Origin of the sequence: [Clostridium] clostridioforme AGR2157 (assembly GCF_000424325.1) — a bacterium.
Classification (GTDB): domain Bacteria; phylum Bacillota; class Clostridia; order Lachnospirales; family Lachnospiraceae; genus Enterocloster; species Enterocloster clostridioformis_A.
On record NZ_AUJR01000006.1, the window covers coordinates 156130 to 169131 of the forward strand.

Annotated in this window: 12 protein-coding genes and 1 pseudogene; 12 read left to right on the top strand and 1 reads right to left on the bottom strand. The window is 52.4% G+C overall.

The window, feature by feature from the left end:
• The first annotated feature begins 268 nt into the window (after positions 1–268).
• The 4 genes from zapA to G614_RS0103790 all read left to right on the top strand — a co-directional run bounded on the left by zapA (position 269) and on the right by G614_RS0103790 (position 6597).
• Positions 269–1147, top strand: a complete 879-nt coding sequence (zapA, locus tag G614_RS0103775) for a cell division protein ZapA (protein ID WP_027640865.1) — start codon at positions 269–271, stop codon at positions 1145–1147.
• Between the two features lie 82 nt (positions 1148–1229).
• The gene (locus G614_RS0103780; protein ID WP_027640866.1) at positions 1230–3722 is read left to right on the top strand and encodes a U32 family peptidase; all 2493 of its coding nucleotides are present in this window, start codon (positions 1230–1232) and stop codon (positions 3720–3722) included.
• 5 nt (positions 3723–3727) lie between these two features.
• Positions 3728–5083, top strand: coding sequence for an FtsW/RodA/SpoVE family cell cycle protein (locus G614_RS0103785; protein WP_027640867.1), 1356 nt, complete (start codon positions 3728–3730; stop codon positions 5081–5083).
• Complete coding sequence (locus G614_RS0103790; RefSeq protein WP_027640868.1) at positions 5083–6597, top strand: peptidoglycan D,D-transpeptidase FtsI family protein; 1515 nt, start codon at positions 5083–5085, stop codon at positions 6595–6597. Before G614_RS0103785 ends, G614_RS0103790 begins: the two co-directional genes overlap by 1 nt.
• Positions 6598–6653: 56 nt before the next feature.
• Here G614_RS0103790 and G614_RS34930 read toward each other — a convergent pair.
• Positions 6654–6761, bottom strand: a pseudogene (locus G614_RS34930) (LysR family transcriptional regulator); the annotation flags it as partial.
• 154 nt (positions 6762–6915) lie between these two features.
• Here G614_RS34930 and G614_RS0103800 point away from each other — a divergent pair.
• The 8 genes from G614_RS0103800 to G614_RS32135 form a co-directional block, all read left to right on the top strand.
• Positions 6916–7710, top strand: coding sequence for an FAD binding domain-containing protein (locus G614_RS0103800; protein WP_022202628.1), 795 nt, complete (start codon positions 6916–6918; stop codon positions 7708–7710).
• Entirely contained in the window at positions 7707–8165 is a 459-nt protein-coding gene (locus G614_RS0103805) for a (2Fe-2S)-binding protein (protein ID WP_027640869.1), read from the top strand. The genes G614_RS0103800 and G614_RS0103805 overlap by 4 nt, the downstream gene beginning before the upstream one ends.
• A 4-nt stretch (positions 8166–8169) precedes the next feature.
• Positions 8170–10536: a xanthine dehydrogenase family protein molybdopterin-binding subunit gene (locus G614_RS0103810; protein ID WP_027640870.1), complete on the top strand. Its 2367-nt coding sequence runs from the start codon at positions 8170–8172 to the stop codon at positions 10534–10536.
• 254 nt (positions 10537–10790) lie between these two features.
• On the top strand, positions 10791–11243 hold the full coding sequence (locus G614_RS0103815) for an NUDIX hydrolase (RefSeq protein WP_002567924.1): 453 nt from the start codon (positions 10791–10793) through the stop codon (positions 11241–11243).
• 179 nt (positions 11244–11422) lie between these two features.
• Entirely contained in the window at positions 11423–11722 is a 300-nt protein-coding gene (locus G614_RS0103820; RefSeq protein ID WP_162142729.1) for a hypothetical protein, read from the top strand.
• A 376-nt stretch (positions 11723–12098) separates the two neighbouring features.
• On the top strand, positions 12099–12338 hold the full coding sequence (locus tag G614_RS0103825) for a hypothetical protein (protein WP_027640872.1): 240 nt from the start codon (positions 12099–12101) through the stop codon (positions 12336–12338).
• Positions 12313–12744: a PIN domain-containing protein gene (locus G614_RS0103830; protein ID WP_049948041.1), complete on the top strand. Its 432-nt coding sequence runs from the start codon at positions 12313–12315 to the stop codon at positions 12742–12744. The genes G614_RS0103825 and G614_RS0103830 overlap by 26 nt, the downstream gene beginning before the upstream one ends.
• 55 nt (positions 12745–12799) lie before the next feature.
• On the top strand, positions 12800–13002 hold a 203-nt coding region (locus tag G614_RS32135), incomplete at its 3' end, for a hypothetical protein (RefSeq protein ID WP_027640874.1).

Consider the following 13002-nt stretch of genomic DNA (forward strand, 5'->3'; position numbering starts at 1 on the left):
AATGAGCAGTGCGAAAAAAGGCATGGGCAGATTGCCGTTGTGCCTGCACATAAGGAAATCTGCCCATGCCTTTTTTCATAGGGCGAAGCCCGTGAGTGAGATGGAGCGCAGCGGAATCGAGCGTGCGCAGCGGAATCGAGCGTGCGCAGCGGAATCCGCCGTGCACTGCGGACCAGGCAGACGCACCAGCGCACCGGCAGGCCCGCAGGAATCAGCCGCACAAATCATCAGGCCACAAACCAGCAAAGCAGGAAAGCAGGGGAGCAGAATGGATACAAAAAATTACACCCAAGTTCTAATAGACGGAAAAGTATACACACTGGGCGGCAGCGAGGATGAGAGCTATCTCCAGAAAGCTGCCAGCTACGTAAACGAGAAAAACAGCGCCATGAGGAAGGTACCGGGATTCACCAAACAGAGTGCGGATTACCAGATGGTCATGACGGAGTTAAATATAGCAGACGATTATTTCAAAGCCGTGGAATGGGGCGAGGGAATGGAGCGTCAGAAGAACGATATGGAGAAGGAGACCTACAGCTTAAAGCACGAGCTGGTCAGCACACAGATGAAGCTGGAGGCAGTGCTTAAGGATTTGGAGGAGCGCCAGAGGGAGCTGGATCGTCTGAACCGCCGCACCGCCCAGCTGGAAGGCGAATTAAAGGAAGCCAGGGAAAACCTTCAGAATCTCAGAAATAACCCATCCGCTGAGACCGAAAATAAAGCCAGAGTGCAGGCAGAGGCAGTGGAGGAGATAAAGGAAACCGTGGAAGTGGAGGCCGGCATTACACTGAATGCCTCCTGTCCGGAACCTGTTTCCGGTTCCGGTGTCCGGGAAGCTTCTCAGCCGGAGGCCGTTTCACAGACACCGGATGCAGACGCATCTGCGCGGCAGCCGGCCACATCGGCAGACCAGTCTGAGGAGAAGCAGCCGGCACCGTCTCTGCGGGTGTTAAACCCCGCGTCAGAAGCAGGCAGGGGAATGACAGTAGCTTCCACTCAGGCCGCGGCAACCGCGGTACCGCCCGCTGCGCCTGTTACGGCACCCGCTGCGGCGCCTCTCACAGGGGGGATGACGGATGAGGAGCTTGCCAGAAAGGCGCTGCAGGCAGCCAGAAAGGCCGGTTCCCACAAAGGTGGAAGAAGATAAGAAGATTACGAGGGGGATGTCTCATGGGGATACGTGAGGCATCTTTTATTTCAGGGTAACAGTTCAGGAAAGGTTGGACAAAATGGAGAAGAGACAGGTAGAGATACTGGCGCCGGCAGGGTCATTTGACAGTATGAAGGCAGCAGTGGCAGCGGGAGCTGACGCAGTCTATATGGGGGGCAGCCGGTTCGGAGCCAGGGCCTATGCGGATAACCCGGATGAAAAGGGGCTTTTGGAGGCCATCGACTATGTTCATCTGCACGGACGCCGTCTGTATATGACAGTCAATACCCTGTTCAAGGAAGATGAGCTGAAGGAGCTGGAAAACTACATGCGTCCCTACTGCGAGAGGGGATTGGACGGTGTCATAGTCCAGGATCTGGGAGCACTGGCTTTCATGCGCCGGCATTTTCCGGGTCTGGAGCTTCATTCCAGCACCCAGATGACAGTGACCAGCGTATACGGGGCCAGGATGATGAAGGAAATGGGATGCAGCCGGGTAGTCACTGCCAGGGAAATGTCACTGGAGGAAATACGGCGAATCCATGATGAGGCAGACATAGAGATAGAGAGCTTTGTACACGGAGCCCTCTGTTACTGCTATTCAGGGCAATGTCTTATGAGCAGCCTTATTGGCGGCAGAAGCGGAAACAGGGGACGCTGCGCTCAGCCCTGCCGTCTTCCCTACTCGGTATATGAGCCGGGGGACATAAGCCGGATGAACGGCAAACATTCCGTGCCTGAGCAGGCCGGACAGGCTGGAGCCAGGTCCCGAATCAGTGAACAGACCGGAAAAAAGAACCGGGGCAAAAAGCCGGCCTCCTCCGGCCAGCCAGGTCCATCCCCTCTCAATAAAAGCAGCGAGAGATATGTGCTGAGCCTGAAAGATTTGTGCACCCTTGACATCCTGCCCGATATCATAGAGGCAGGCGTGTACTCCCTGAAGATAGAGGGGAGAATGAAGAGCCCCAGATATACGGCGGGCGTGGTGAGCATTTACCGCAAATACGTGGACCGGTATTTGGAGCAGGGACGGGACGGATACTGTGTGGAGCCGGAGGACAGGAAGATGCTCCTGGATCTCTTTGACAGAGGCGGATTCACAGACGGCTACTACGCCCGGCACAATGGCCGCGGCATGGTTGCGCTGAGGGAAAAACCGGAGTTCAGGGAGGGAAACCAGAAACTCTTTGAATATTTGGATAAGACCTATGTGGAGGCCGAACTGAAGGAGAAGGTACGGGGGCATGTGGAGCTGGCAGAGGGAGAGCCCAGCCGCCTGACGCTGGAGTGCCGCAAAGAAAAGGTCCAGGTTCTGGGCCAGACGCCCCAGGCAGCCGAAAAACAGCCCATGACCCGGGAGAAGGTATTAAAACAGCTGAATAAGACGGGAGGGAGCCCCTTTTGTTTCGAAACACTCACAGCCCAAATAGAAGGAGATTTATTCCTTCCGGTCCAGGCGCTTAATGAGCTGCGCCGCACCGGCTTTCAGGAGCTGGAGAAAAAGCTTACCGGCGCCAGAGCAATGACGGGTGAAGGCGGCATGGGGGCGGAATCCCGGCAGGAGGAGAATGGGGCAGATGGCGCTGCATTGGTCATTGGACATTCTTCCGCGGCCCTGGAATCCCGGTCTGTCCTCATCCAAACCGCGGCCCCGCAGTCCCAGCCTGGTCTTACCCAATCCCAAGCCCAACCCCCAGCCCAACCCCCAGCCCAACCCCCAGCCCAACCCGTCCTCACGGCCTTCCTGGAAGAAACAGCCCAGCTTTCTCCTGTCCTGGCCCGCGGTGAGATATCGGTGGTTTATCTGGACGCGGACGGTTTCAGCCCGGACCAGTGGAGGGATATTGCGAACCGCTGCCACGACAGGGGAAAACAGTGCTGGCTGGCCCTTCCGCAGATATTCCGGTCCCATGCGCAGAGATACCTGGGGGCCAGCCGTCATCTGCTGTGTCAGGCAGGCTTTGACGGCGTGTTAATCAGGGCACTGGAGGAGACAGTATGGCTGAAAGACCTTATGGAACAGGAAAAGCCTGAACTCCCCCTGCCCTTTGGCATGGATGCTTCGGTATATGGCTGGAACAGCCGGTCCGCCAAGGTGCTGGCATCTGTGGGGGCGTCCGTACTCGCCATGCCCTGGGAGCTGAACAGCCGTGAGATGGAGCCTGTTCTTGAGACATGCCGCGGCCTGGGGCTGACCAGCGAGCTCATTATCTATGGAAACGCGCCTATGATGGTATCGGCCCAGTGCATCACCAATACGGTAAAAGGATGTACCCATAAACGGGGGACACTTATGATGAAGGACAGGACAGGCGCCGTACTTCCTGTAAAGAACCATTGTTCCTTCTGTTACAATACCATTTACAATCCCGCGCCCCTGTCCCTGCTGGGCAGCGAAAAGCTGGTGCGCCGGCTCAGGGCAGAGCGCCTGCGCCTTCAGTTTACGGTGGAGGGAACAGAGCAGACAGAAAAGGTACTCGACGCATTCATCGGTTCCTTTGTATATGACAGGGATGTGGAAGTCCCCTTCAGGGACTTTACCAGGGGACATTTTAAGCGCGGAGTGGAGTGAGGCTTATGACCAATCTGATTGTAGAAATATCCAAATATCTGATGATACTGCTGATGGCGGTCTATACCTATGCGAATTTCCGCTTTTTTTCCTTCCCGGATATGGAACGCAAGCGCAAGGTATGCGCCAGGCAGAACCGGGCCATGTTCGCCATTCATTTTCTGGCGTACCTGGTTATGTTCCTGAAGACAGAGGACGAGGGGATGCAGGCCATGCTTCTGGCGTTTTACGGGGCCCAGGTGGTCTTTTTCCTGTGCTATATTTACCTGTACCGCCTGTTGTACCGGAATGTGTCCAGACTGCTGGTAAACAACGCCTGTATGCTGTTATGCGTGGGCTTCATCATGCTTACCCGGCTGTCCATGGCAAAGGGTCTGGACAAGGCCCTGCGCCAGTTTGCCATCGTGGTCATATCCGCGGCCCTGGCCTGGCTGGTGCCCTATATCATGGAGCGGGTATGGCAGCTTTACAAGCTTCAGTGGGTGTATGCGGGGGCAGGGCTCCTCATTCTTCTGGTGGTATGGGCTGCCGGTAATGAGAGCTTCGGGGCCCAGCTGTCCCTTACCTTAGCAGGTGTGTCCATCCAGCCGTCGGAATTTGTGAAGCTGACCTTTGTATTCTTCGCCGCGTCCATGTTCTATCAGTCCACGGATTTTAAGACCATATTCCTGACAACGGCCGTGGCCGGTGCTCATGTTCTGGTGCTGGTACTGTCCAAGGATTTGGGAAGCGCTCTGATTTTCTTTGTCACTTACCTGCTGATGCTGTTTGTGGCCACGGGAAGCTGGCTATATCTGATAACGGGAAGCGCTCTGGGAACAGGAGCCGCCCTGGCAGCCTATCAGCTGTTCGACCATGTGCGCCGCAGGGTGGCGGCCTGGAGCAATCCGTGGGCTGATATAGAGAACAAAGGATACCAGATTACCCAGTCCCTTTTTGCCATTGGCACAGGGGGATGGTTTGGCATGGGACTCTGCCAGGGAATGCCGGGAAAGATACCGGTGGTGGAGAAGGATTTTATATTTTCGGCGGTGTCGGAGGAGATGGGAGCCATTTTTGCCATCTGCGTACTTCTTATCTGCCTGGGCTGTTTCATTCAGTTCATGATGATTGCAGCCAGAATGCAGGCCGTGTTCTACAAGCTGATAGCATTTGGCCTGGGGGTGGAGTATATCGTGCAGGTATTTCTGACTGTTGGCGGCGTGACCAAATTCATACCGTCCACAGGAGTGACGCTGCCCTTTGTCAGCTACGGAGGAAGCTCTATCCTGGGAACATTCCTGCTGTTTGGTATTATCCAGGGGCTTTATATCCTGAAACGCAACGATGAGGAAGAAACCGGAGAGGAGGTGATGCCATGATTAAGAAGGCGGATACCGGCCCAAAGTCCAACTCAAAGTCCAATCCAAAATCCAACCCAAAGCCTAACCCAAAGTCCAACTCAAAGTCTAATTCAAAGTCTAATTCAAAGTCCAACCGCAGCATTCTGGGCATCACCTATGTGGTGGTGGCCCTGTTCCTGGGACTGGCAGCCTATCTGGGGTATTTTCTCCAGGTGAAGAGCGAGGATGTAATAAACAACTCCTATAACGCAAGGCTGGACAGCTTTTCGGACCGTATCGTGAGGGGCAGGATTCTGGCATCGGACGGCACGGTGCTGGCCCAGACCCAGATGGACGGCGAGGGAAACGAGACAAGGGTGTATCCCTTCGGAGATATCTTTGACCATGCGGTGGGCTATTCCACCAAAGGCAAGACAGGAATCGAGGCTCTGGCCAATTTCTATCTGCTGACCTCCCATGTGAATCTGATGGAGCAGGTGGGAAATGAACTGACCGGCAATAAGAATCCGGGAGACGATGTATACACCACCCTGGATACAGAACTTCAGCAGGCTGCCTACGCCGCGCTGGGAGCCAGAAAGGGCGTGGTCATTGCCATGGAGCCGGATACCGGCAAGATACTTGCCATGGTATCAAAGCCCGGTTACGACCCCAACAGCCTGCTGGGGGACTGGGAAGCCCTGACTGCGCAGGAGAATAAGGAGGGCCAGCTTTTAAACAGGGCCACCCAGGGCCTTTATCCCCCTGGTTCCACCTTTAAGATAATGACTGCGCTGGAATATATGCGGGAACATCCCGCGGATTATAAGAATTACCAGTTTGACTGCGACGGCGTGTACGAGAACGGAGAATACCGGATTAAGTGCTACCACGGTACGGCCCACGGCCATCAGGATTTCACCCTGGCCTTTGCCAATTCCTGCAACGGCGCGTTTGCCGGCCTGGGTCTTAAGATGGACCTGGGAAAATGGAACAGCACCGCGGGAGAGCTTCTCTTTAACGGACCTCTCCCTTTGAGCGGGATTCCCTATAAGCAGAGCACCTACAACATGAAACCCGGAGCCGGAACCTGGGAAATCCTGCAGACCTCCATCGGACAGGGAACGACCCAGATTACGCCCCTTCACAATGCCATGATTACGGCTGCCATAGCCAACGGCGGTACCCTGATGAAGCCCTATTTTCTGGACTCTGTTGTCAGCGCAGGAGATGAAACCATCAAAAAGTTCATGCCCGCCGCGTACGGAAGCCTTATGAGCGCGGAGGAGGCAGCGGGACTTACGGAGCTTATGAGAGCGGTTGTCACAGAGGGAACGGGTTCGGCTGTGCGCACAGATGCTTATACGGTGGCGGCCAAGACAGGGTCTGCCGAGTTTGAGACAGGAAAGGAAACCCACGCCTGGTTCACCGGCTTTGCCCCGGCTGAATCTCCGCGGCTGGTGGTGACGGTTCTGGTGGAGGAGGGCGGCAGCGGCGGAAAGGCGGCGGCCCCCATAGCCAGACAGCTCTTTGATATCTATATGGGCCGTTGAGCCGGATTATCGGCAAACAGCTCCTTTAATTCCCGGATGAACTGCTTCTCCCGGGAATTCATCCGGTACCGCTGTTCCACCACGTCGCGGATGGTCTGGATAAGGCCGGTTTCCTTAAATGAGTCCTCGCAGGCTGTGGGCGGTTTTTTCTTCTTGAACGGACCATTGTGGCCATACCAATCAGCTCATTGTTCATGCATCTATTATTTTAAAGAATAACGGTATATGTAGAAAACAGGGAGATTTCATGATATAATCTCCCTGTTTGCTTTATTTTAGGGCGTGTATTCACGCATTTGAGAAGAGAGGAGAATCTACGTGTTCCGAGCAGAGGATTATGTAAAAGTGGACAGTCTGTCCGAGGCGTATGAACTATGTCAGAAGCGCAGCAGCCTGGTTGTGGGAGGCATGGTGTGGCTTAAGATGACCAGTGTGACCAAACGTACCATCGTGGACCTGTCCGGCCTGGGACTTGATAAAATCGAGGAAACCAAGGAAGAATTCAGGATTGGCGCCATGTGCACCCTGCGCCAGTTGGAGACAGACCAGGGGCTTAACCAGTATTTCGGAGGCATTTTTAAGGAATGCACACGCCATATCGTGGGTGTTCAGATGCGCAACCTGGCTACGGTGGGAGGCAGCATTTACAGCCGCTTTGGTTTTTCCGACATCCTGACCTGCCTGATGGCCCTGGATACATATGTGGAGCTTTATCACGGAGGAATGGTTCCTCTGGAAGAATTTGCCAAACGGCCTGTGCGCCGGGATGACAGGGATATTCTGGTGCGCATTATCATAAAAAAAGACGGAAGAAAGGCAGCCTACACCACCCAGAGAAATTCGGAAACGGATTTCCCGGTCATAGCCTGCTGTGTATCCCGGTGGGGCAATGACTGGTATGTGGCAGTGGGAGCCAGGCCGGGGAGGGCGCAGGTCGTGAAAATCAGGGACGACGGATACGACAGCCTTGCACAGCTTGCCGGGGAGGCAGCTGATTCCTTTACCTATGGCAGCAATACGAGGGCAAGCGGACAGTACCGCCGCCAGCTGGCTGCTGTGTATACAAGGCGCCTTATGGAGAGACTTACAGGAAGGAGCGTAAGCAAAGGATGAATATAGAGTTTCGGTTAAATGGAAAAAATGTGCAGGCAGAGGCGGAGCCGGATGACCTTCTCCTGGATTTGGTGAGAAGTCTGGGATGCTACAGCGTGAAACGCGGCTGTGAGACAGCTAACTGCGGCCTGTGCACCGTATGGCTGGACGGAAAGCCTGTGCTGTCATGTTCCACCCTGGCTGTGAGGGCAAACGGCCGCCATGTCACTACTCTGGAAGGACTTCAGAAGGAAGCAGAGGAATTCGGCATGTTTCTGGCAGCGGAGGGCGGAGAGCAGTGCGGATTCTGCAGCCCCGGCTTCATCATGAATGTGCTGGCCATGGAGCGGGAGCTTAAAAATCCGGATGAGGAGACCATCAAGGAATATCTGGCCGGCAATCTGTGCCGCTGCAGCGGATATATGTCCCAGCTGCGGGCGGTTAAGAAATATCTGGAATCGAAACAGGAGGTGTGAGCAGATGGGATATACAGACGATAAGACATCTGAGGGTACAAGGGGCGGTAGTGACAGCACACATGCCGGACGGAATTTCCGGGTGGTAGGCGCCCCCTTTATCAAGAAGGATGCAAGGGCCCTGGTGACAGGCAAGCCGGTGTTCACGGACGATCTGGCTTTAAAGGACTGCCTGGTGGTAAAGGTGCTCAGAAGCCCTTACGCCCATGCCATGGTCCAGGAGATAGACTGCGGCGTTGCTGCCAAGATACCGGGGATTGAGTGCATCCTCACATGGAAGGACGTGCCGCAGAGCCGTTTCACCATGGCGGGGCAGACCTATCCGGAACCCAGCCCCTATGACCGGCTCATACTGGACCGCAGGCTGCGTTTCGCGGGAGACGCGGTGGCAATCGTGGCAGGAAAGGACGAGGCCACGGTGGACCATGCCATGCACCTCATACGTGTAAAATATGAAGTGCTGGAGCCGGTGCTGGACATGCACGACGCCAAGGACGGCAATGTTCTGGTGCATCCGGAGGAGGACTGGAAGAGTCTCTGCGATGTGGGCGCTGACAACAGACGCAATCTCTGCGCCTCCGGCATTGAGGGCCATGGGGACCTGGAGCAGGCATTTGCGGGCTGCACTCATGTGATAGAGCGGGTGTACCACACCAAGGCCAACCAGCAGGCCATGATGGAGACCTTCCGGGCCTTCACCCATCTGGATGTGTACGGAAGGCTGAATGTGGTGGCCTCCACCCAGATTCCATTCCATACCAGAAGAATCCTGGCCCATGCCCTGGATATACCCAAATCCAGGATTCGCGTCATCAAGCCCAGAATCGGAGGCGGTTTCGGGGCAAAGCAGACGGTTGTGGCGGAGGTATACCCTGCCATCGTGACCTGGAAGACAGGGAAACCCGCCAAAATCATTTACAGCCGTTATGAGTCCCAGATTGCGTCCTCACCCCGCCACGAGATGGAGGTACGGGTGAAGCTGGGATGCGATGACAACGGTATCCTGAAAGCCATGGATGTATATACATTGTCAAATACAGGGGCCTATGGGGAACATGGACCCACCACTGTGGGCCTGTCCGGCCATAAGTCCATTCCGCTGTACCACACGCCTGAGGCATTCCGGTTCAGCTATGACGTGGTCTACACCAACCGGATGTCGGCCGGGGCATACCGCGGATACGGGGCAACCCAGGGAATCTTTGCCGTGGAATCAGCGGTAAGCGAGCTGGCGGCAGAGCTGGGCATGGACCCGGTGAAATTCAGGGAACTTAACATGGTCAAAGAAGGAGACGTCATGCCGGCCTATTACGGTGAGACAGCGGACAGCTGCGCTCTGGACCGCTGTGTGGCCAGGGTCAAAGACATGATAGGATGGGACGGGAAATACCCCAGACGCCAGGTAAGCGGCTCAAAGATGCGCGGCGTGGGACTGGCCATGGCCATGCAGGGTTCCTCCATATCCGGGGTGGATGTGGCAGGCGCTACCATTAAGATAAACGACGACGGTTTTTACAACCTGATTATCGGTGCGGCCGACATGGGAACGGGCTGCGACACCACGCTGGCCCAGGTGGCTGCCGAATGTCTGGGCTGCGAGCTGGATGATATCGTGGTATTTGGGGCTGATACGGATATATCCCCCTATGATTCCGGTTCCTATGCTTCCAGCACTGCCTATCTGACCGGAACAGCAGTGGTAAAGACTTGTGAATCACTGAAGAAAAAAATTCTTCACAAGGCAGCCAAATACCTGGAAACAGGAGTGGAGGAGCTGGAGTTTGACGGAAAGCGGGTATATAAGCCGGCCTGCGGGGAGGACGGCACCAGAAAGGAAATCTCCATAAAGGACCTGGCAAACAGGGTGCAGTGTGCCAATGAGGACGCCCTTCAGGTGACCCAGTCCCATTCCTCGCCCATATCTCCGCCGCCTTTTATGGCAGGAGCCGCCGAGGTGGAGGTGGATCTGGAGACAGGACAGGTGGAGTTAATCAAATTCGCTGCCGCGGTGGACTGCGGAACGCCTCTCAATGAAAACCTGGCAAGGGTTCAGACAGAGGGCGGACTGGTCCAGGGAATCGGCATGGCCCTGTATGAGGATGTAAGCTATTCAAAGGACGGAAAGGTCCATGAGAATTCCTTTATGCAGTATAAGGTGCCAAGTCGTCTGGATGTGGGCAGGGTACAGGTGGAGTTTGAGAGCAGCTTCGAGCCCACAGGTCCATTCGGCGCTAAATCCATCGGTGAAGTGGTGATCAACACGCCGTCCCCGGCCATTGCCAATGCGGTTTACAATGCAGTGGGCGTGAGAATACGGGAACTTCCCATAACCGCGGAGAAAGTATTTAAAGGGATGAACGGGCTGGATTAAAGTCTGGCAGGATACCGGTATCAGCATGGCTGTCCGGCGTTTACCCAATCCCCGCCTCCCAATACCTGCCAGCCCTGAAATAGCAGATAAGCCTTGCATATCCTTTCCAAAAGTTGTATACTAAGACCAGTTATGATTGCGTAACCGGGACGATTGATGCTGTGCTGCACACATGCGGGACGCACGCGGGGCCTAAAAGGACCCGTCCGGTAAAGACGCAGATCAGGTTCACACCAACACCAGGAGGAATTGCAATGATTGAAGCAACGAGCTGCGGCGGTGTGGTTATATTTCGCGGGAAAATCCTCGTCCTTTATAAGAATTACAAGAACAAGTATGAGGGATGGGTTTTGCCTAAGGGAACAGTAGAAGCTGGCGAAGAGTATAAAGAGACGGCCCTCCGTGAAGTGAAGGAGGAGACCGGTGTCAGTGCATCCATTATCAAGTATATCGGCAAGAGCCAATACTCCTTTAACACTCCCCAGGATGTGGTGGAAAAGGACGTACACTGGTATCTGATGATGGCCGACAGCTATTACAGCAAACCACAGCGGGAAGAGTACTTTCTGGATTCCGGGTATTATAAGTTCTACGAGGCATACCATCTGCTGAAGTTTTCCAATGAGAAGCAGATACTGGAAAAGGCTTATAATGAGTATCTGGATTTGAAGAAGAGTAATCTTTGGGGAAGCAAGAAGTATTTTTAAGCGAATAGTGACGCAATTAAGGGCGCTCCGGCTTGGCTGGGGCGCCTTTTGACACCAATTTGACACCAATTGGATGTACGTAGAGGGTGGGTATGTTATAATTACACTATAGAATATAGGATGTAAAAAATGCGGCAAAAAATTTTTTTGGTCAGTTCTTTAACTAAAGGCGCAAGTGATTGAAAATATTTGATGGAGGACAAATGATTTATGATTATACGACAGAGAAGTTCAAGATAGGTGATGGAATAGCGGAGTTCGGTGTTCCTGATTGGCGGTATATCAGGAAAATTAGGATTAATCAATTCTCTAATCAATATGTTTCTGAGGCATTGAAAGGAGAATTTACAGGATGGTTCAAAAATGATGTTCCGGCAGTTTTTATATCTTCTCCTACCGGATCAGGAAAAAACTTTTTTATTGAACTGCATAATACCGTTTGTCAACATATGTCATGGAAATATTCTTATTTTGAGTAATAGGATTGCATTAGGACTATAATAAATTAAAGTTGTATGACCTACAATTCTGGGCGAGAATAAAGAAACTAATGGATGAAGGTTGTGAAAATGTTGTTTTAGCCGAAATATGCCATTGGTTGGGGCTAACGCTGTAAAATGTTAAGTTATATCATTCGGAAGAAAAGAAGATAGCAGAACAAAAGCTTATTGATTATCTGGAAGCGAGTATTGGCAGAGTAACAAAAGATGAGTTTTCCAATGAGTTCTCAAGGTTATATGTACACGCATATGGGACTAATGTAAAATATGCAGGTATTCTTGAATCTATTAGTTAAATAGCATATAATAAATATAGATACTATGATTTATGGATTCAACACGGAGGTGAATATAGATGATAGCAGTACAGGGCATGTATGACAACGGGAGGATTCAACTGGCAGAGAATGCCCCGATGGAGAAAGCCAAGGTAATCGTCATTTTTCCTGGGGAGAATAATAATAATGGTTCCAAGCTGACTAAAGAAGCGGCAAGGACTCTGTTTGATGAATTTACAGGGAGTATAAAACGTAATATTGATGAAAGGTCAGAACGGTTAGGAGCATTGGATGAAAAATATTCGGGTATTAATTGATACGAACATTGTTTTGGACTGGCTTATGTGCCGTGAGCCTTTTCAGGAAAATGCTCGGTTTATTATGGAAAAATGTTTGTTTGGTGACTTGGATGGATATCTTACTGCGCATTCAATATCGGATCTGTTTTACATTCTACGTAAAGATTTCGATGTAAATAAAAGGAAAAAATTATTATTGTTATTATGCGATAATATGAACGTTATAATTGAAGATAAGGATACTATAAAAACGGTTTTAATGAATGAAAAGTGGACAGATTTTGAAGATGGATTGCAAATGCAGTGCGCTTTAAGGGAAGAATTGGAATATATTGTAACACGTAATATCAAGGACTTCCAGGATTCCTTAGTTATGCCTGTATTGCCGGGACAGCTAATTGCACTGTATAAATCACGACAATAATATAGCTTGATGTTAATGAAGACTCCCATGGCGTAATGTCATGGGAGTTCTTTTTATGGGCTTTAGCCTGTTGAGTATGTTGGAGTTTTTCGTGTTCCGAAAAATGGAGACATGCGAAACTAAAAACCACCCGCTTTGCGGGTGCGAGTCAAGATGTTATACAAAATCACCTTTCCGATTTATGATAGAGGTGTCCAAGCCGCTATCAAAGAAAGGAAAGGTGATTTATATGGCGAAGAAAGCCAATGATTTAGCACA